Below are 19,702 nucleotides of genomic sequence, written 5' to 3' on the forward strand. Positions count from 1 at the left end.
TCAAGACATTGATTGTTTTTTGATTATCCAAACCATTGCTTGAATCGATACGTATGAAATGGCTGTTCACAAGCATTCCCAAACGCTAAATGCATCTCACCTTTGCCTAAATCAAAGATCATCGAAGCTAATGATTTTGATAATGGATGTTCTGGTGAAGGATGATTACAGACACTTTTTGGAAAATTACGGTGGTTGGCTAAAAACTGTTTTCCCAGATCCGCATCGATAATACCGTAATTTTCATTAACGATTGCTTCCATCGCTTCAAAACGAGAATGAGATGTTTTAGAGCCGCCTTCTTCTGGTTCTTCTAACGCAATACTATTATGATTTGCATGGATCATTACATCTGCCTGCTCGTTTTCATAAATCTTATTTGGAAAACACTCAAAGCTTGCGATTCCTTCAGTAGCATGAGATAAGCTGAATTGATTCGGCACAGCACGAGGGACGCTATACAGGTAATCCCGTGCTTCTTTCAAGCTTTTCTTATTGATCAGCTCTCTAATAATTCCTGCTGTCGGAACGCCCTCTTTGCGCTGACCGTTATCGATATACGTCCACATCACGGCTAAACCATAATTATTCATTCCCATATAAGCTGGAATGCCTGGATGACTATAAATCAAAGATTCAAAATCAGATTCACTATCACGATGATGTACAACACAATCGACCTCAGAACGATATTCATCAAGGCGTTCATCATTGGTTTGACCACATATCACGGACCCGTCAAAAGTAGCATTTCCTTTCGCTGCAAATGAGGTACATTTATCACTGATCAATTCGTCAAAAAATGATCGTTCATAAACAGTATACAAATACAAAATCTCTTGAAAATCCAACCCGCTCCCTTTCGCAACGCCCCGCATTTCAGCGGCTACATCAGGTGCAAATTTTTCTGTAAATTCAAGATATGTCTGTGCTTTTTCCAACCATTTGGCAATGATCTCAGTTGGATCTTTATAAAATAATTTTTGACTGGTTAAGTTTGTTTCGATCTGCATTTTTAATACTTCGCCAATTTTGACCCCACGTTCAAATGCTGAGCCTGTTACTTCTATATAGCGATGAATCATCTAATCCCACCTTTTCTACGTTCAGTTACTATTCAATGAATGTCCATTTATAATCATATTCCGGACCAGATGGCAATATACCTTTGACTTTTGGGTTACGCAAATGCGCTTCAGCTTTTTGATAAACCGGGCAAACACCCATCGTATCCATTAAAACACTTTCCGCTTCAATCAAATCATTCCAACGAGCTTTTGGATCACCTGCATTCGTTGTAGCAGAAGCTTTCAAATATTTATCAAATTCTTTGTTGGTATATTTACCACTATTATTGATATTATCCGATGCAAATAATTCTAGGAATACACTAGGATCGTTATATTCTGCACCCCAGCCCACTAAAATCATATCAAAGTCGCCTTTATTGCCACGTTCCAAACGAACAGAAAGTGGTACTGACGAAACTTCGACTGTCACACCTTTCAAGGTTCCCTGAATTGCACCTTGCATGTATTCTACCACTTTTTTTGCAGAATCGGCATCTGACGAAAGCAAATTGATTTTTAAAGTGACGATTCCTAGTTCTGTTTTTGCTTTAGTCCAATATTCTTTGGCTTTTTCTGGATCATACTTCAAATGATTACCAGAATCTTTCACAAAATCAGCTTCTGTTTCAGGGTTAAATGACATATTTTTCGGCACTAAGCCAGTTGCCACGATCGACCCGTCTCCTAAAACTTGGTCTACTAGAGTTTGACGATCTAATGCGTAGGAAATGGCTTTTCTAAGATTCTCATTTTGGAATTCTTTTTTGCTTTGATTATATTCCACATAAGTCGCATTCGACATATCTTGTGAGAAAAAGGCTGGATCATCTACCATTTGCTGAGCAAGTTCCCCCGTCACAACAATGTCATCTGTTTGACCATCTTGAAATAGATTTAAAGCTGTAGCATCTTCTTTTACGACATCAAAATTGATTTTCTCCATCGTAACATTGGCTTGATCCCAATACTTCTCATTTTTCATATATGCCCATTTTGTATCTGTTCCTGCCCCTTCAAAATCACTTAATACGAACGGTCCATTATAAACCATATGCTCACTTGAACTGGCATATTTTTCGCCACTTTCGTTGATGATTTTTTCATTTTGCGGGAAAAACGGTGGTAAAGACAATAAAGATTCCATATATGGTACAGGTGATTCAAGCGTCACTTCTAATTCATGATCGCTCAATGCTTTTATACCTAATTCCTCTGCCGGTCTTTTTCCGTCCATGATTGCCTGATAATTTTTGATTGATTCAAATAGGTAAGCCACTTCTGATGCAGTTTTTGGTTCAACAGTCCGTTGCCAACCATACACATAATCTTTTGCAATAACAGGATCACCATTTGACCAAACCGCATCTTCGCGTAATTTAAACGTATAAGTCAAACCATCTTCACTGACTTTTGGCATTTCTGCCGCACCTGCTGGAACTAATTTTCCTGCTTTATCTGCACGGAATAACCCTTCACCCGTATTTTTCAGAACACCCCAACCGACAACATCGTTTGTGACAGATGCATCGATCGATGGAATTTCTTGTTTTGCAACAACTGAAAATGTTTGTCCGTTGTTTGCTGATTTTTGACTCGTTTCGTCAGTCTTTTCTTTACCAGAACCACATCCGCCAAGCAAAATAATACAGCTTGCTGCAGCTAGTAAATACCCTAATCTTGTATTTCTCATTTAGTAACCTCCTACATGATCGACATTTATTTTCAAAAAATATAACACTCATTATCATACCATAAAAATAAGCGTTTTCTCATTAAAATCATGTTATTCTTTTACCAAATTTTATTTTTCCGAAAATATTCTCTAACCCCTTAGTCTTCAAAATTTCTTGCATCCTCTACAATCTTATGTGAAAATGAGTTACTTGATTTTATACGTATATAAAAGGAGTTCCTCATGAAAAAATTAGCGATCATAGGCGGCGGGATCATTGGTTTGACCTTAGCCAACTACATTGATTTAACAAAATATAGTGTAACTGTTTATGACAATCCTGTTGGGCAAGCCACTAAAGCTAGCGCCGGCATCATCTCACCGTGGCTTTCAAAACGCCGCAACAAAAAATGGTACCAACTAGCGAAAGATGGAGCCGCATTTTATCCTAAATTAGTTCAGGACTTTTCTCTACCCAATAACGTTTATCAACAAACCGGCACTCTGATTCTTCGAAAAGATGGTGAGCTTGGTCCTCTTATGCAGCTTGCAGAAGAACGAAAACAGTCCGCTCCTGAAATCGGAGAAATCCAATTATTGACTGCGGAACAAGTCGCAGAAAAGCTGCCTTTATTAAAAGCGCAACCTGCCTTATTTATCACAGGTGGCGGGAAATTAGACGGTGCTAGCTACTTAGAAACATTAAGACAACGTGCCCTCACAAAAAGGATCACTCTAAAAAATGATACCGCTAAGCTTAGTCGAATACAGGATCAATGGCTCGTTCAGACAACTGACGAAACAGAACAATTTGATGCAGTTGCACTATGTGCTGGTCCAGGCTTGCCTTCATTGTTAAATTCTCTTGGATATTCAACGGATATTAGAGCGCAAAAAGGGCAACTATTAGCATTTGAAACACCTTTCAAAAACAGCGGCAGTTGGCCCGTCGCAATGTTAGATGGGGAAAGCGATTTGATTCCTTTTGAAGATGGGCAAATTCTAGTTGGCGCAACACATGAGAATGATGGTGGATTTGATTTAACGCCAACAAAAGAAGCTTTTTCTCTGCTACAACAAAAAACAGTTCCTTTTTTGACTGAATCGACTTTTTTTGAAACCTACCATGCTGCCTATCGTGTAGGAACACGCGCTTATACATCCGATTTTGCTCCTTTTTTCAATTATTTATCGGATAATCCCACGGCTGTTGTAGCAAGTGGTTTAGGTTCTTCTGGACTGACAACTGGACCGTATATTGGTTTTCTTTTAGCGAAGTATTTCAATGAGGGGAACAACGATTGGGAGAACTATCAAAAACCGATCGAAACTTACGTATCAAAATAAAAAACGAGCAGGAATAAAACCCGACATGTTTTATTCCTGCTCATTTTTTATTATAATTTTTTTGCTTCCACAACAAAGTTTTTCATTTCATAATATAACGTTTCTTTGATTTTTTCCAACCCTTGATCAACCATTTTTTTCTCACTAACTAATTGGCGACCATTTACCCAAACTGAATCCACATTGCCGGCGTTAGCTGAATAGACAATGGCTGAATATGGATCAAAAATGGGAAACATATTAACAGACTCCGTTTCAATTAGGGTTAAATCTGCTTTTTTTCCGATTTCGATCGACCCTACTTGATTTGCTAAACCCAATGTTTCTGCGCCGCCAATTGTTGCTAGACGGACAATTTCTTTTGCAGGAAAAAGCGTGCGATCCTGATTATGGGTTTTATGCATATTAGCAAATAGACGCATTTGGCTAAATAAATCTAAGGTATTGCCGCTGCTTGGCCCATCTGTTCCTAGGCCTACAACGATGTTTTTTTCAAGCATTTGTTTGACGGGCGCAATCCCTTTTGCTGATTTTGTATTCGCACCGATACAATGAGCCACACGAGCATTTCCATTTGAGGCCACAAGGATATCTAAATCGTTTTCGGTTGTTAAAATGCAATGAGCTAAAATAAAATCGCGTTCAAAGTACCCTAAAGTTTGTAAAAATTCTATTGGTGTTTGATTGTATTTTTCTTGAAACTCCTCAATTTCATAGGTCATTTCAGATACATGCATCGTAATTGGTGCATTGTATTTTTCGCTAAGTGCCACGATTTTCTCCAGCATTTCCAAATTATTTGTATTGGGTGCGTGTGGCGCAATGATCGGTGTCACTAACGGATCGTCCTGCCATTTTCCTAAAAAGGCTTCACAGTACTCATAGCCGCCAGATGGTCTCGGACTGTCACAAGTTGGCATATCAATAATCGTTTCACCCAAAAGGGCTCTGATTCCCATTTCCTTACAACTTTTTGCGACCTCGTCTTCAAAATAATACATATCGCAAAACGTCGTCACACCACTCAATAACATTTCAGCAATCGCATAATCACTGCTCGCTTTTACTAATTCTTTTGTCATATGTTGCTCTAAAGGAAATAAAAAACGTCGCAGTCGATCTGGTACATCATCTCCTAAAGAACGAAATGGGATCATCCCGGCATGTGTATGCGTATTGATCAGACCAGGAATCAGTAATCCGTTTTTTCCATCGATTACTTTATCAGCCTGAATAGTTACTGAAACAAGTTCAGAAACATTCCCCATTTTTGTAATTAAATCATCTTCGATCATTACAAATCCATCTTTAACTTCTGAAAAATAATCATCCATTGAAAGGATATGAACATTTTTAATAAGAGTCTTCATTCAGCAACGCTCCATCTTCTGGAAAAATCAATGGGTAAAATTCTTGTGTTTTCGTATTCATCATCCCCATATCTGTCACCTTGATAGCGGGTGAAACAGGCAAAGATAATGTAGAAAAAGACATGATTTCATTCATGTTTTTGTAGCCTAACGCTTGCATACTTGCACGGACTTTTTGTAAGTCTCCACCTAGCTCTTCAATTGGCGCTTGTGAGAGGATTCCGCCTATTGGCAACGGACATCTCCCTGTAATTTCTCCATTTGTAACAACAATGTAACCACCTTGGATCGCGATTAATTCATTTTGCGCCAGTACAATATCTTCTAACGAATTGCCCATAACCATTACATTGTGATGATCATGCGCCCAAGTTGTAGCAATGGCACCTTTTTCACTGATTGGTTTATCCATCAACGATATCGAGATATTGCCATTTTTACCGTATCTTTCCATCACGAGCAATAAAGCGCAGTCCGCTTCTTGCCATTGTAAAATCCCAGCTTTCACTGGAATTTCTTTCGTGATCCGCTCGGTGAATGTTCCTATTTCTTGTTTTTGGATCACGTTACAGCGAACAGTTTCTTTGTCAGTTGCTACTTTGATCACTAAGTCAGCCACTGTAAGTGGTTTGCAGTGGACAGATTTTTTGTACTCAGCTGGAAATGACTCAATCACAGTAGGATATTCGATTTTTGCTCCTTGTTCATAAACTTTTTTGCCTGATTTATAAACAGCATCAAACGTAAACTCTTCCAAATCATTTAATAAAATGAAATCAGCCGTACGACCTGGCGCAATTTCCCCACGATCATGGAAGCCCATCCGTCTTGCAGGTGTGTAAGTTGTCATATAAATGGCTTTTTCGATCGGCAAACCTGCTTTTACTGCCTTTTTTAAGTTCTCGTTCAAATGCCCATGGAGCAAATCATCCGCCATCACGTCATCGGTGATGATGCTGGCGTACTCATAAAACTCATTTTCTATAATAACGCGCATATTTTCAGGCGTGATAGATTTATTTTGGAATTGGATAAAAACGCCTGCCTCGATTTTTTCTTTTAACGATTCTGGAAACTGATGCGTATGATCTGAGGTGATTCCGCTAAATAAAAAAGCTGCCAACTCTTCCTCGTAAATCTTTGGGCAATGCCCTTCTAAAGGCATCGTCGGCCGTTCTTTTTTGCATAAATCGATAATTTGTCGGATCAAGGACTCTGGTTCGTAGGCAATTCCTTTAAAATTCATCGCTTCACCTAGACAAACAATCTTAGGATTTTTCAATAATTCTGCCACTTCGGCAAGTCCAATGATACCGCCAGTTGTTTCTAATTCTGGTGTAGTCGAAGGTACCGAAGATGGAATCGCATGAAAAATATCCAACTCAGTTTCTGCTTTCATAAATTCCTCTAAGCCTTCTAAACCAAAGACATTTGCCATTTCATGTGCATCTGCCACGACCGTTGTTACACCATAACGCAATACTGCTTTTGAAAAAATCGTCGGTGTCGTCATTGAACTTTCAATGTGCATATGGGCATCAATCAAGCCGGGAATCATATACTGATTCTCGGCTTTGATGATTGTTTCAGGCGTTAAGTTATTCATCTCTGTAGTACTGATGTAGTAAAATTTCCCATCTTTAATAGAGACATTTTTTTTGATAAAGGATTGTGTTGCTGTTTGGAAAACCCAAACATCTTGAATGATCATATCTACGTTCATACTTATCGCCTTTCTTGTTGTTTATTGGTTCATTGTACGATTCCATTGGTCGACCCAATTGGATAAGTTGTCATTAATGAATGAAAAATCAACTGTTTTTGCTCGATCTGCTACTTTACCGTAGGTTTTATTTTCTGCTTGTTTTTCGTCAAGTGTTACTTTACTATTTGTCGGGCCTTCGTTTAGTGAAATGGCTTTTGCTTTTTGTGACGCTTCGCTAATTCTCTCATTGACAAATGTATACGCTAATTCTTTATTCTTAGAACTTTTAGGTACATTTACTGTATTGAAATTTGCATAGGTGCCACTTTCAGGAACAACGTATGTTGCCTCTTTAGAAGCACCTTGAATGATGTCTACAGCAAAATCAGCAACGACTGCTACTTCAATTTCACCTGATTGGAACATGTTGGCAAGGTCTGATGATTTTGAATAAGTCTTCACAACATTTGGTTTTAACTCTTTCATTGCGTCAAACGCTGCTTTGCCTTTATCGGTCGTGATATCTACCCCTGCGTGATCACTCGCAATATATAGCATCAACGGTCCAGCCGTTGTTGAAATATCTGGTACAGAAATTTTCCCTTTAAGGTCAGATGACCATAGATCGTCCCAGCTGGTGATTTCTTTGCCGACTTTTTCTTTGTTATAAACAATACCTATGCTATTAACTGCGATTGGGATACCAGCTCCACTTTCGTAGACTTCCTTTGCGCCAGCAGTTAAATCTTTGATATTCGGTACTTCTTTTTCTGTTATGTTTTCAAAAAGACCTTCTTTTTCGCCTTGTGTTGCATTGGCTTGCGCTAATTCAATCACGTCGATTCCAGCATTGGGATTATTCAATAATTTTGTGTAACGATCTGCACTATTTCCTACTTCTAGGGTAACCTTTGCATCATTTGATTTTTCAAAAGGGGCAATAATATCTTTTTTTACAAGATCTTCACTTAAACCAAAGGTAGAAACAACAAGTGCTTTACTGCCACTTTTGCTCTCTTCTTTCGTGTTTGCCTCGCTATTCCCACATGCTGCCATTAACAAAGTTGCTGTTGCTAAAACACTGATCATTAGTTTCTTTTTCATTTTATTTACTCCCCTTCATCTTATCGTTTATTTTTCTAAAACAACTAGTTTATCTGCTGGAAATACCAAGTTGATTTTGTCTCCTGTTTCATAAATCTGTTCACTCGTTCCATTGACTAATAGTTTTCCAAGCGGCGTTGTTACTTCATATTGATAACTTTTCCCTAAAAAGGTTCTAACCAGAACTGTTCCTTCGATTGAATTTTGCGTTGTTGCGGCCACAATTTCAATGTCTTCTGGGCGAATCGTTGCAACTGTCTCAGTTGCCATTGGTTGTGGATTCGTCGTAGTGAATAGTTGACCATTTTCACTTTTATATTGCCCTTCAGCATTTTTCGTCACAGCAAAGAAATTTTCAAATCCGATAAATTGTGCTACAAATTTTGTTCTTGGCAACCGATAGATCATCTCTGGTGAATCATATTGCTCGATCACGCCGTTATTCATGATCGCGACCTTGTCTGAAATAGAAAAACATTCTTCTTGGTCGTGCGTCACAAATACGGTTGTGATCCCTAATTGTTGTTGGATCCGTTTGATTTCGATTCGCATTGCTACTCTTAATTTCGCATCTAAATTACTTAAAGGTTCATCTAATAATAATAGTTTCGGTTCAATGATCAAGGCACGAGCTAAAGCGACACGTTGTCTTTGTCCGCCTGAGAGCTGCTTGGGATAACGATCGCCAAGATTTTCTAAACCGCAAACTTCTAACATTTTCTCCACTTTTTCTTTTGTACTTTCTTTCGATTCTTTTCTTAATTTCAACCCAAATGCAACATTCTCAGCGATTGTCAAATGTGGAAATAAAGCATAACTTTGAAATACCATACCAAAATTTCGTTTATGCACAGGTACTTTCGTCAAATCATCCTCATCCAGCTTAAAAGAACCGTCGTTTGGTTTGATCAATCCCGCGATCACTCGGAGCGTTGTTGTTTTTCCGCAACCACTTGGGCCAAGAAGTGAAACCAATTCCCCTTTTTCCATTGAAATGCTTAAATCTTTTAATATATCTTGTTTGCCATCATAGCTGACACGTATCTCTTTTAAATCAACAAAAGTCAAAATTTTCTCCTCTTTCTACCTATTAAGTCCGAAATTTACGATTGCTCTTTCTATTAGTTACGCAATCGAAGCTAATCCTAATGTTTTTTCGATCAAAAACATCAAGCCCATTGTCAGTAACATCAGCATTACTGAAATGGCTGAAACAGTTGGATCATAGTTGTATTCCATATAACTAAGTAACGAAGTCGGTAACATTGTAACTCCTGGTCCAGATAAAAACATCGACACTGGAACATTATTAAATGAATTTACAAAAGCTAACATAAAAGCCGCAAATATACCTGAAGAAACGTTCGGTAAAACGATTTGAACAAATGCACGCGTTTTTGTACACCCCAAGGTCCAGGCAACTTCTTCCATCGAATAGTCCAACTGCTCCATGCTTGAACCGACCACTCGAATAATATACGGCAAACTAATCAAAAAATGACCAATCAATAAGCCTTGAAAAATTGGCAAACCTAATTTGATGACAATATATTGAAATAATGTATACCCCACGACAATTCCGGGAATCACAGTTGGTGATAAAAAGAAGCTTTTAATAAAGTTTCTTCCTTTAACTGAATAGCGTGCCAAAGCGTAAGAAGCTGGAATCCCAACAATTAAGGCTAAAACAGTCGCTAGTACACCGATGACCAAACTCAATTTAAAACTGCTCATAAACGTATCTGATTGCAAAGCTTTTGCATACCAATCTAAAGTAAATCCTTTGATTGGAAATTGAATTGCTGCAGCTGTTCCAAAGGACGTAACAACAATCAAGCAAAGTGGTAAGAATAAAAATAAGAATACTAGGATCGCAATCAGCGTCATCCCTTTTTGTTTACGCATTGTTTGCCTCTCTCCTATCAACTTTTTTAGCGACTACATCAAGTCCCTTCATAACGATCAACGTTACAACGATCATAATCAAGGCTAAAACACTTGCTGCTTTCCAATCTCCTAATGTATTGGCTTTTTGATATAAAAAGGTCGACATCATCATTTTCTGATTGCCGCCTAACAATTGCGGTGTGGTGTAGGCTGTCAGTGTCCCAGTAAAAACTAAGATACTCCCAACAATCGTCCCAGGAATTGAAAGCGGCAATACAACTTTCCGAAAAGCCGTGAATGGACTTGCACCTAACGTTTCGGCTGCTTCCAACATTTCCCCTTCAATATTTTCCATAACGCCTACAAGCGTCATGATCATCGTTGGTAAAAAAAGATAAACAGAGCCAATAATAATAGCAAATTCTGTATAAAGTAAATTCAGGGGCTGAGCGATCAAACCTGTTTTCAACAACAACGAATTGACCACGCCTGTTTTTCCTAAAATGTTGATCCAAGCAAAACTGCGAATAACTGAATTAGTCAATAGCGGAAACAAGGTCATCGCCATTAAAATTCCACGCCATTTTTTACTGACTCCCGCGATGTAATAAGCGGTTGGAATCCCCAGTAAAATTGAAATAAACGTAACAATCAGCGAAACTCTGATCGTGCGCCAAAAGATCGATAGATTATATTCGTCTTTAAAAAAATCAAGGTAGTTACTCAACGTCACCCCTTGGTCTGAAAAAATAGTTGGTAAAATACTTGTAGCCAAAGGAATCATTAAGAAAAATAGTAATAAAATCATTCCAGGTGCTACAATAAAATACGGAACATTCTTGTTCATTTGTACACTCCTCGTTCGTTTTTCCACTGATTCAGTATACTCATTTTACAAACCAATTTCAATATATTTTTTAAATTCAAACAATAAATATTCGTGTATTGACAAATAATCGTCTTTACACATAGAAAAAAGCGAATTCAAACATTTATAACGAACTTAAAACTATGATTCGCTATTTGAATCGCTTTTTTCTGATTATTTAGTTATTTGTCCTATTGAGGAAAGAGAAGTTTTGACTGTAGTAGATATGGCTCTTGGTATTTTAATGTGAGTTCTTTAAAAAAAGAGAGTAATTCATCCTGATCTATAGAAAATGTTTCAATCAGTTCTTCATATTTTTGTCGCTCTGTCTCTGTCGCTCTGTTTTTAAAATATCCCCACACATGTTGGTACGCATTTAGAAGATTGCCTTTTTTTGGTGGCTCAGCTAATGCGTGTTGCAGATAACCTCGAAATGCCTGTTCTTTTCTTTCATCCCACTCGTCATCCGTAAACAATCTCCTGATCGCTCTATAATCTGGTTGAGACTTTGACAAAATCAAATACTTCAGTGAGCGCCATTCTTGCTGTCTTTGTGCTATTATTTTCAATAAAACTCTTCCTTTCTATTCTTATATGATAAAAAAATGAATAAAAACACCGATTTTCTTATAGTCTATTCATGAAAATTTATGATATTTAAAAGAGTAAAAGTTTAGAATATATGTCATATACTTTTTTCAGAAACACTAGGTTAAATGAATTTTCTGAATATTAAAAAGAATTGAGGTTATTATTTATGGACGAGCAGCAGTTAGACAAGTCGTTTTTGGGTCAGCCAAAAGGATTGTCTACACTCTTCTTTACTGAGATGTGGGAAAGATTTAGTTACTACGGTATGCGGGCCATTTTACTGTACTATATCTATGATACAGTAGCAAATGGCGGTTTAGGTTTACCAAAAGAAACAGCTTTGGCAATCATGTCGATCTACGGATCTCTGGTTTTTATGTCCAGCATTGTTGGTGGCTGGCTATCCGACCGAGTGTTTGGTGCTAGAAAAACGGTTTTCTTCGGTGGCGTATTCATTATGATCGGTCACATTGTTCTAGCGACACCATTTGGCATCGCAGCATTATTTCTTTCTATTTTACTGATCGTGATCGGCACAGGGATGTTAAAACCAAATGTCTCTGGTATGGTCGGACATCTTTATTCAAAAACAGATACCCGTCGTGATGCTGGTTTTTCTATTTTTTACATGGGAATCAATATCGGCGCATTATTGGCACCATTTATTGTCGGAACATTAGGTCAAACCTATAACTATCATGTTGGATTTTCTGTAGCTGCGTTCGGTATGTTTTTCGGCTTACTGCAATATTATTTACAAGGTAAAAAATCATTAGCTGGTATCGGCTTAAAACCGACAAACCCGATTGGGACAGAAGAACGTAAAACGTTCATGCGCTCCTCTTTGATTGCTCTTGCTTTTGTCATTATACTTTTTGGCGGTGCCTTTCTTATGGGCCATTTAACGATTGGTTTCTTTATCAATAGTGTTAGTGTGCTGGGAATTTTGTTGCCTGTTTATTATTTTATCAAGATGCTGACTTCCAAAAACGTAACAGCAGAAGAAAAACCTAGGGTTCTTGGTTACATCCCATTATTTTTAGCTGGAATTGTTTTTTGGTCATTAGAAGAACAAGGCTCTTCAATTTTAGCATTATTTGCAAATGAACGAACAAATGATACATTATTTGGCTTTTCGATTGCACCTAGTTGGTTTCAATCATTAAACCCGATTTTTGTCGTTGTTTTAACACCCGTTTTCGTGACTTTATGGACAAGATTGGGGAAAAGACAACCGTCAACCGTGGTCAAATTTTCATTAGGATTGGTTTTTGCAGGTCTTTCTTTTGTACTGTTAATGCTGCCTGGATTGCTTTATGGTACGGATACACGTGTTAGTCCATTGTGGTTATTCTTTAGTTTCTTCATTATGATCGTAGGGGAAATGTGTATTTCACCAGTTGGACTATCGATTACAACAAAGCTTGCTCCTAAAGCCTTTGAATCACAAACCGTTGCAATTTGGCTATTGGCCGATGCTGCTTCACAAGCCATCAATGCTCAAATCGCACGTTTTTACACACCTCAAACTGAATCAGCCTATTTCGGGATCGTCGGAATCGTGGCGGTTATTGCGGGTATTCTACTGATTCTTTCTAAGAATCCAATCAAAAAATTAATGGGTTCTATCCACTAAAATAAAACAGTTTCTATCAAAGCACGCTTTGGTAGAAACTGTTTTTTATTCTAATACTGAAGTTGTTTTTCTTGTTTCATGATTGTTGCTTTTAACAACAATGGTGCAATGATCGTTGTAGCAATAATAACAATGATCACAGAAGAATAATACTCTTCTGAAAGAAAACTTGAGGTCAATCCGACTTGGGTAATGATCAGTGCCATTTCCCCTCTAGATACCATTCCTGAACCAATGATCAATGTAGATACGCCTTTGAACCCCGTTACACGGGCACCTAAAGCACCACCTAGTAATTTCGACAACACGGCAACAACCGTTAAAACGATAATAAAAAGAAAATGCTTCGACATGCCGGCAAATGTCATATTTAAACCAATAGAAACAAAAAACATCGGAATAAACACAGTATAGCCAATTGTTTCTAATTTCTCATCCACTCGCTTACGATAATCAGTCTGTGCAATTGCTACACCTGCAAAAAAGGCCCCAATGATCGCGCCCATATCCAACATCTCTGCAAAATAAGCAAAGCCTAAACAAATCACCAAGGAAATAGCAGAAACCGCTTCAATCGCAATCAACTTCTTACTCAAATTCAAGAGCCAAGGTACTAGCCATTTGCTGGCCGCAAAAATCACAACAAAGAAGAAGACTTTCAACAATAAAACTTCCCACATCGGCAAACTTCTGCCTGGCGTAGAGCGATTCATCAAGCTCAACATGATTCCCAAGATCAAAACAACAACAATATCATCGACCACAGCCGCACCAAGGATCGTCGCCCCTTCTTCGCTGTCTATTTTTTTCAAATCTTTTAAAACTTGAACCGAAATACTAACAGATGTGGCACTAAAAAGAACACCTAAAAAAATCGAATTCTGCAAGGAAAACTGAAACATTTCCCCAACACCAAACCCCATCGCTGCTGGAAATACAATGCCTAAAAGCGCAACTGATAAGGCTGGCCGCCAATATTTTTTCAATAATTCCAAATCACTTTCCAATCCTGCAATAAACATTAAAATAATAACACCGATTTCTGAAAAATAATGCATAAAATCATCTGGTTTAATCCAGCCTAATAATGCTGGTCCAATCAAAATACCGACTAACAATTCCCCAATTACAGAAGGAACCCCCACTCGATTACAAAAGTGTCCAGCAAGTTTGGTAAACAATAAGACCAGACACAATGTTAATAGAAAACCCATACTTCTCTCCCTTTCTACATATAAAAATACATAACCTATTGTACCATGCCAGCTGGATTTAGTAATTACGAAAGGATTACTAAACATGAGCATAATGAAAAACTGACAGATTGATTTCTCACCTGTCAGCTGTCAGCTATTTTAGTTAAACTATTTTGATGCACGTTTTAAATACGTACCTTCTTGTGTATTGATTTCTAATAATTCATCCGCTTCGATAAAATCAGGAACGTTAACTACAAGTCCTGTTTCCATGATTGCTGGTTTCCCTGAACCTGAAACAGTTGCACCTTTGATCGATGGTTGTGTCTCTTTTACTTTTAAAACAACTGTTGTCGGTAATGTTACGCCGATTACTTCTGATCCATAAAATTGGATTTTTACTTCCATATTTTCTAGAAGATATTTTAATTCATATTCGATCACAGAAGTTGGAATTTCATATTGTTCATATGTTTCTAAATCCATGAAATTGGCTGTATCATCTTGGCTGTATAAATATTGAACAGGTTTGCTTTCGATAAAAGCTTTCTTTACTTTATCGTCTGGACGCATCGTTGTATCTGTTGTAGCGCCTGTACGAACATCTTTCAATTTCATACGCATAACCGTATTTCCTTTACCAGGTTTGTGGTGGCTAGCATCCATTACACGGATTAATTTGCCGTCTTGTTCAAAAGTCATACCTGCTTTAAGATCACTTACTGCTATCATGTTGTTTTCTCCTCTTTCTTTAAGGTTCGACCGAAAAGTCTGATCGAAACGTTAGTGTAGTGCCTCTAGATTATAGCTATTTCTTAAAAAAATCTTCTCACCTATTGTAGCAGATTCCCCGCCGATATTCTAGAGAATACGTTAGTTGGATTCATTTTTTTGCGGTAAAATCTCATTTTTAGAAAGAAAAAAGTGGTTGGGAGATAACTCTTTGGGTTATCTTCCAGCCACTCATAATCCATATCAACAAAAGCTTCAAAAAAAAACACTAGGCTTCATTCAACTCGTCATTCAACTTGATTTTATTAAATGTTTCCCATAAAGAATCACACTCCGGGCATCCTTCCATATGAACCATTGCTAGCGATGATTGGTCGGAACCATCTAGATAATTTCGTAAATGCATATCCGAAAAACCATGTTTTGCTGCATCTTCTCTAGTATTTGAATAATAAACTGTTTTGATTCCTGCCCATAAAATAACCCCAACACACATTGGGCAAGGTTCACACGTTGCATAAATTTCGCAATCGGATAAATCCATTGTATCTAATTTTTTACACGCTTCACGCACTGCAACCATTTCTGCATGCGCTGATGGATCTGTATCTCGCATCATCGTATTACTGACTGACACGATCACTTCACCCTTTCTAACTAAGGTTGCACCAAAAGGGCCGCCAAATTTCTTTTCCATTCCGGCAACTGTCGCTTCTGCCGCCATTTTCATATAGTTCATGATTTTTCTCCTTGTATATTATATTTAAGGTTTTAATCTTCCGATTTTAGTGGATAACCTTATGAACCATTGTTATTTTTCATTAGGTATTAACTCAATAAATTTGAGATAATATAATTACTGGATTGAGAGGCTATGTCGTTTTCTCCTTGAGTCTATGAGCTCGTCATCGAAAGACTGACACCTCTCTCTGTTTAGCTGTTTACGAATGAGTTAGATGTTGAAAGCCTTCTGGCTTTACTCCGTATCTAGAACAAGGTAGTAACGCTTTTCAGTTGAGTGGATTTCAATCCAAATCCTTATGAAGGCGGTATAATTATGTTCTACATTGGAATTGATATTGGGAAACGTTCCCATGTTGCTTCAATCATGAATGATGAAGGAAAGGTTGTTCTTAAAGGATTTTCTTTTCCGAATACCATTGAAGGTGGAGAAAAATTACTTGGAAAAATTCATGATTTTTCTTCTTCATCAGATGATTTTACTGTAGGTATGGAAGCTACCGGTCATTATTGGTTAACGGTTTTTTCATACTTACATGAAAAAGAGTTTTTAATTCATGTTCTTAACCCCCTCCAAACGGATGGGTGGCGTAAAGGGACAGAAATTCGTAAACGTAAGAATGATATTATTGATTCAGTTTTAATTGCAGATCTGATTCGCTTCGGTTCCTTTGTTGAAACGACACTCTCTGATGAAAATATTTTTTCTCTTAAACAGCTTTCCCGTTATCGTACTTACCTAGTTGGGACAGCGAGTGACTTTAAACGTAAAATCATTGCCGTATTAGACCAAGTTTTCCCTGAGTATGACTCAGTATTCGGTAAATCAGGTGTTTTTGGTAAAGCATCAAAAGAAATTTTACTTGAATTTAGTTCTCCTGAAACACTCCATGATATCTCTGCGAATACTCTTGCGAAACTACTTAAAGAAGCGAGTCACAATCGTTTAGGGATAGATAAAGCCAATGCCTTAAAAAGTGCTGCGAGTCGATCTTTTGGTATTACTTTTGCTCAAGAGACCTTTACTTTCCAATTACGATCAATGATTGAACAACTTAAATTTCTGGAAGCCCAAATTAAAGATACTGAAACTGAAATCAAAAAAATCATGGTTACTCTGCATTCTGTCATTGAAACGATCCCAGGGATCGGACCAATCAATGGCGCTACTATTCTTGGGGAAATTGGAGACATTAGTAAATTTTCCAATCCTACAAAATTAGTCGCATACGCTGGTCTAGACGCGACTGTTTCTCAGTCTGGTCAATATCAAGCAACACATAACGTTATGAGTAAACGTGGTTCCCCTTATCTTAGAAAAGCCTTATTTTCAGCTGCTTTAATTGCAGTACAACATGATCATGTTCTTAAAGCCTTCTACGAAAAGAAACGTTCTGAAGGGAAACACCACCTCACAGCTCTTGGAGCAGTTTCCAGAAAGTTATGTTACATCGTTCATGCGATTCTCAAAAAGAACGAACCTTACGAAATACGAATGTAACTCAAAAAAATACCTTTGCTTTCTCTTATTTGTTATGCACTTTTTTGTTATTAAATTTTGGACTAATTTTTTTATTCTTTACTTGACTTCTTATAGTTAGTCTTTCACAACAAATTCTCTTGCCAATAATCCTGCATTTTGACTGCTGCTGGCATATGTTGCACCGATCGATGTCAATTTTTCGACTTGTTCATTGATATTTTGTTTATCTAAATCTGTTCCTAAAACATAGCCAATGATTTCTAAATGTCGACCTTCGGCTGCCGCTCGCTCTTTCGCTGCTTTCATCGCAGGAACCATCACACCGACCGGATCTGGATGCGCGCCATATCCTAGTACAAAATCCATTAGAATAACACCCACTGTAGGATCAGCTGCTTCTTCTGTAAAACGAGCGATTCGATTAGACGGATCGATCATTGGATGCGGTTTGCCATTGGTAAATTCATCTGCACCGAAATCAATAAACGTGTGTGCTTTGCTTGCATCACCAAAATGCAAAAGATGTTCTTGATCCGTAGCGATATTACTATACACATCAGAAAAACGTTCTTTTGCAGTGAACATGGCTTCATCACAAAGCGTTCCACCAGTAAATAAACCACGAATATATTGTTGATTCGGATTTAATTTTTCCCGAACCTCATCGATCAATGGTAGATTCAGCGGATGAACGTCCAAACTATTTTGATCGATTCCAGCTAAGCCTAAACTACTCAATGTAATCACAAGTAAGCTAAAGTTTACGAGCAATGGTCCTTTCTTTCTTTTCACCTTTCTGATTAAAAATGCATCTCGTGACAACATTAATAAGAAAAATAGTAGTGCAGTCACTGCTATTCCCCCCAATATGAATAACCATAAATAATTTATCATTTAGCAGACTCTCTCCCATAGATTATTTGACATAATCGCTTTTAAACTGATCATTCCCACAAAAAAGATAAGGACAGAGGTACCTAAAAGCATCCAAATGACTGAGGTAATCAATTCCCCTGTCGAAGGTAATTTCCCTATCGGTTTCGACGTATTTGGCGTTATTTTATTAGGTGGCTGTATACTATCTTTTTGTTTTTCAGAAAATATAATGCCTACTTCAGTCTCACCTTTGCGAGCGCTCGCTTCTGTCATTTCTCCAAAAAACAAGCTAACAAAACAGGTTAGAAAAAATAGAACAATGATTCCTTTTTTCATCTTATTTTCCTTCTTTCTTTTTTCTCTTCTTCCTCTTTCTTTTCTTTTTCTTTATTTTCCACTGCTCTTCCAATTTCTTTCGTCTAACAAGTAACAAAATCACAATGACTCCCGTTGATAGTATTAACATAGTAGTAGCTACTTTTATCCATGTAGGGGTAATAATTTTGAAGCCACTTTTATCATTCATGTCTCTTGCTTGTTCATTCGTAATTCTAAATTCTTTTTCAAATTTTCAATCATTATAGCCATTGGTTACCGTCATGTTTAATACATAGGTTCCTCCTTTGATTGTTGCTGTTCCCCAATCCATTTCAAAATCAAAGCGACTATTTGGCGACATTTTATACCCTTTAACTGTCTCTTTTTTGATAATTTTATTACTTTCTTTTTCCTTTACTTCCGCTTGTATTTCTAAGTCAGATAATACTTTAGGTTCTGGGTTTTGTAAGGTCGCTAAAACCATTTTTTTCCCTCGTCTAAGTGTTGATTTTGCCTCTAATAGATTTAAAGATTTTGAATCTCTATAATCATCACCCGTTTCTGAGATGACTAAACCAAGTCGAAATGAAAATTTATTTTTCACCATTGATTTCTTTTCCCCAGAATCATCTAATTCAAATACTAGTACACCCATTTTGACTCCTGAATAACTTTCTTTTGGTGGAGTTAACTGAATCGTTACTTCTTTTTCTTCAAAATTCTCTACTGTTATAGTTGGTGTTTCCACTTTCACTAATGAGCTAACTGGTTCTTTTAAAGTTTCATCTAATAACTTAGAATCCTCTGTATATTCGATTGTTCCTTTTTCACCGGTGTAAGCATCCGTTGGATAAATTTTTATTTTTACTGGCTCTTTCTGTGTACTTTTTACTTTTACTTTTAATTGTTGTTTTTCCCCTGGCGTCGTTTGGAGATAAAAGTAACTTTGTTCGAAATCTATTTGCTTACTACTTGGGACAGCTGAAACAGTGTATCCTAGATTATCTGCTGCATGTGCTCGGTTTGGAAATAAGATAAAACATAGTCCCATAAGTAACAGGACAGCTATATAATTATTTTTTTTCATTGAATTTTCAATTGCTCCT

19 protein-coding genes are annotated in these 19,702 nt (G+C 37.4%); 3 read left to right on the forward strand and 16 right to left on the reverse strand.

Going from position 1 to position 19,702, the window contains the following annotated elements; all coding sequences use genetic code 11:
* Positions 1-23: 23 nt before the first annotated feature.
* A complete protein-coding gene (locus IGL98_RS15095; protein ID WP_206911373.1) occupies positions 24-1,085 on the reverse strand; it encodes a C45 family autoproteolytic acyltransferase/hydolase in 1,062 nt (353 codons plus the stop codon).
* A gap of 28 nt (positions 1,086-1,113) precedes the next feature.
* Entirely contained in the window at positions 1,114-2,760 is a 1,647-nt protein-coding gene (locus IGL98_RS15100) for a peptide ABC transporter substrate-binding protein (RefSeq protein WP_206911372.1), read from the reverse strand.
* 225 nt (positions 2,761-2,985) lie between these two features.
* Here IGL98_RS15100 and IGL98_RS15105 point away from each other — a divergent pair, with 225 nt between their 5' ends.
* A complete protein-coding gene (locus tag IGL98_RS15105; protein WP_206911371.1) occupies positions 2,986-4,089 on the forward strand; it encodes an NAD(P)/FAD-dependent oxidoreductase in 1,104 nt (367 codons plus the stop codon).
* 50 nt (positions 4,090-4,139) lie between these two features.
* Here the strand turns inward: IGL98_RS15105 and IGL98_RS15110 are convergent, their stop codons facing one another.
* The 7 genes from IGL98_RS15110 to IGL98_RS15140 all read right to left on the reverse strand — a co-directional run bounded on the left by IGL98_RS15110 (position 4,140) and on the right by IGL98_RS15140 (position 11,592).
* Positions 4,140-5,459: an amidohydrolase gene (locus IGL98_RS15110; protein WP_206911370.1), complete on the reverse strand. Its 1,320-nt coding sequence runs from the start codon at positions 5,457-5,459 to the stop codon at positions 4,140-4,142.
* Complete coding sequence (locus IGL98_RS15115) at positions 5,443-7,182, reverse strand: adenine deaminase (protein WP_206846694.1); 1,740 nt, start codon at positions 7,180-7,182, stop codon at positions 5,443-5,445. The genes IGL98_RS15110 and IGL98_RS15115 overlap by 17 nt, the downstream gene beginning before the upstream one ends.
* Before the next feature lie 21 nt (positions 7,183-7,203).
* Entirely contained in the window at positions 7,204-8,268 is a 1,065-nt protein-coding gene (locus tag IGL98_RS15120; protein WP_206846691.1) for an ABC transporter substrate-binding protein, read from the reverse strand.
* Positions 8,269-8,295: 27 nt separating this feature from the next.
* The gene (locus IGL98_RS15125) at positions 8,296-9,336 is read right to left on the reverse strand and encodes an ABC transporter ATP-binding protein (RefSeq protein WP_206911369.1); all 1,041 of its coding nucleotides are present in this window, start codon (positions 9,334-9,336) and stop codon (positions 8,296-8,298) included.
* 57 nt (positions 9,337-9,393) lie between these two features.
* On the reverse strand, positions 9,394-10,173 hold the full coding sequence (locus IGL98_RS15130; protein ID WP_206846688.1) for an ABC transporter permease: 780 nt from the start codon (positions 10,171-10,173) through the stop codon (positions 9,394-9,396).
* A complete protein-coding gene (locus tag IGL98_RS15135; RefSeq protein ID WP_069647522.1) occupies positions 10,166-11,002 on the reverse strand; it encodes an ABC transporter permease in 837 nt (278 codons plus the stop codon). The genes IGL98_RS15130 and IGL98_RS15135 overlap by 8 nt, the downstream gene beginning before the upstream one ends.
* A gap of 212 nt (positions 11,003-11,214) precedes the next feature.
* Positions 11,215-11,592, reverse strand: coding sequence for a YbgA family protein (locus IGL98_RS15140; RefSeq protein ID WP_206846687.1), 378 nt, complete (start codon positions 11,590-11,592; stop codon positions 11,215-11,217).
* Positions 11,593-11,780: 188 nt separating this feature from the next.
* Between IGL98_RS15140 and IGL98_RS15145 the strand changes: the two genes are divergently transcribed.
* Positions 11,781-13,250 (forward strand): peptide MFS transporter, encoded by a 1,470-nt coding sequence (locus IGL98_RS15145; protein WP_206846686.1) that lies wholly within the window; start codon positions 11,781-11,783, stop codon positions 13,248-13,250.
* A gap of 50 nt (positions 13,251-13,300) precedes the next feature.
* On the opposite strand, the gene IGL98_RS15150 is transcribed toward IGL98_RS15145, so the two are convergent.
* The 3 genes from IGL98_RS15150 to IGL98_RS15160 form a co-directional block, all read right to left on the reverse strand.
* The gene (locus tag IGL98_RS15150; protein ID WP_206911368.1) at positions 13,301-14,464 is read right to left on the reverse strand and encodes a cation:proton antiporter; all 1,164 of its coding nucleotides are present in this window, start codon (positions 14,462-14,464) and stop codon (positions 13,301-13,303) included.
* A 150-nt stretch (positions 14,465-14,614) separates the two neighbouring features.
* Positions 14,615-15,178 carry an elongation factor P gene (gene efp, locus IGL98_RS15155; protein ID WP_069647519.1) on the reverse strand — a complete coding sequence of 188 codons (564 nt, stop codon included), beginning with the start codon at positions 15,176-15,178 and terminating at the stop codon, positions 14,615-14,617.
* Positions 15,179-15,446: 268 nt separating this feature from the next.
* Positions 15,447-15,917, reverse strand: coding sequence for a nucleoside deaminase (locus IGL98_RS15160; protein WP_206847346.1), 471 nt, complete (start codon positions 15,915-15,917; stop codon positions 15,447-15,449).
* Positions 15,918-16,235: 318 nt separating this feature from the next.
* Here IGL98_RS15160 and IGL98_RS15165 point away from each other — a divergent pair, with 318 nt between their 5' ends.
* Positions 16,236-17,420, forward strand: coding sequence for an IS110 family transposase (locus IGL98_RS15165; RefSeq protein ID WP_339099541.1), 1,185 nt, complete (start codon positions 16,236-16,238; stop codon positions 17,418-17,420).
* Between the two features lie 96 nt (positions 17,421-17,516).
* Here IGL98_RS15165 and IGL98_RS15170 read toward each other — a convergent pair whose 3' ends face one another.
* Genes IGL98_RS15170 through IGL98_RS15185 form a run of 4 tightly spaced genes read right to left on the reverse strand, consistent with a single transcriptional unit; the run spans position 17,517 to position 19,683 of the window.
* A complete protein-coding gene (locus tag IGL98_RS15170) occupies positions 17,517-18,254 on the reverse strand; it encodes a hypothetical protein (protein WP_339099539.1) in 738 nt (245 codons plus the stop codon).
* A 42-nt stretch (positions 18,255-18,296) separates the two neighbouring features.
* Positions 18,297-18,614, reverse strand: a complete 318-nt coding sequence (locus IGL98_RS15175; protein WP_069645586.1) for a hypothetical protein — start codon at positions 18,612-18,614, stop codon at positions 18,297-18,299.
* 1 nt (position 18,615) lies between these two features.
* Positions 18,616-18,804 carry a hypothetical protein gene (locus IGL98_RS15180; RefSeq protein ID WP_339099537.1) on the reverse strand — a complete coding sequence of 63 codons (189 nt, stop codon included), beginning with the start codon at positions 18,802-18,804 and terminating at the stop codon, positions 18,616-18,618.
* A gap of 45 nt (positions 18,805-18,849) precedes the next feature.
* A complete protein-coding gene (locus tag IGL98_RS15185) occupies positions 18,850-19,683 on the reverse strand; it encodes a DUF916 and DUF3324 domain-containing protein (RefSeq protein ID WP_339099535.1) in 834 nt (277 codons plus the stop codon).
* Positions 19,684-19,702: the final 19 nt, after the last annotated feature.

This window comes from Enterococcus sp. DIV0840 (assembly GCF_050527835.1).
Taxonomy (GTDB): Bacteria; Bacillota; Bacilli; order Lactobacillales; family Enterococcaceae; genus Enterococcus_L; species Enterococcus_L ureasiticus.

Bases quoted from the DNA above. Each gene is read 5' to 3' on its own strand.
- efp (WP_069647519.1), bottom strand. From the start codon at position 15,178: ATGATAGCAGTAAGTGATCTTAAAGCAGGTATGACTTTTGAACAAGAC.
- IGL98_RS15150 (WP_206911368.1), bottom strand. From the start codon at position 14,464: ATGGGTTTTCTATTAACATTGTGTCTGGTCTTATTGTTTACCAAACTT.
- IGL98_RS15130 (WP_206846688.1), bottom strand. From the start codon at position 10,173: ATGCGTAAACAAAAAGGGATGACGCTGATTGCGATCCTAGTATTCTTA.
- IGL98_RS15160 (WP_206847346.1), bottom strand. From the start codon at position 15,917: ATGAACTATATGAAAATGGCGGCAGAAGCGACAGTTGCCGGAATGGAA.
- IGL98_RS15180 (WP_339099537.1), bottom strand. From the start codon at position 18,804: ATGAATGATAAAAGTGGCTTCAAAATTATTACCCCTACATGGATAAAA.
- IGL98_RS15135 (WP_069647522.1), bottom strand. From the start codon at position 11,002: ATGAACAAGAATGTTCCGTATTTTATTGTAGCACCTGGAATGATTTTA.
- IGL98_RS15105 (WP_206911371.1), top strand. From the start codon at position 2,986: ATGAAAAAATTAGCGATCATAGGCGGCGGGATCATTGGTTTGACCTTA.
- IGL98_RS15145 (WP_206846686.1), top strand. From the start codon at position 11,781: ATGGACGAGCAGCAGTTAGACAAGTCGTTTTTGGGTCAGCCAAAAGGA.
- IGL98_RS15110 (WP_206911370.1), bottom strand. From the start codon at position 5,459: ATGAAGACTCTTATTAAAAATGTTCATATCCTTTCAATGGATGATTAT.
- IGL98_RS15115 (WP_206846694.1), bottom strand. From the start codon at position 7,182: ATGAACGTAGATATGATCATTCAAGATGTTTGGGTTTTCCAAACAGCA.
- IGL98_RS15100 (WP_206911372.1), bottom strand. From the start codon at position 2,760: ATGAGAAATACAAGATTAGGGTATTTACTAGCTGCAGCAAGCTGTATT.
- IGL98_RS15185 (WP_339099535.1), bottom strand. From the start codon at position 19,683: ATGAAAAAAAATAATTATATAGCTGTCCTGTTACTTATGGGACTATGT.
- IGL98_RS15175 (WP_069645586.1), bottom strand. From the start codon at position 18,614: ATGAAAAAAGGAATCATTGTTCTATTTTTTCTAACCTGTTTTGTTAGC.
- IGL98_RS15120 (WP_206846691.1), bottom strand. From the start codon at position 8,268: ATGAAAAAGAAACTAATGATCAGTGTTTTAGCAACAGCAACTTTGTTA.
- IGL98_RS15165 (WP_339099541.1), top strand. From the start codon at position 16,236: ATGTTCTACATTGGAATTGATATTGGGAAACGTTCCCATGTTGCTTCA.
- IGL98_RS15095 (WP_206911373.1), bottom strand. From the start codon at position 1,085: ATGATTCATCGCTATATAGAAGTAACAGGCTCAGCATTTGAACGTGGG.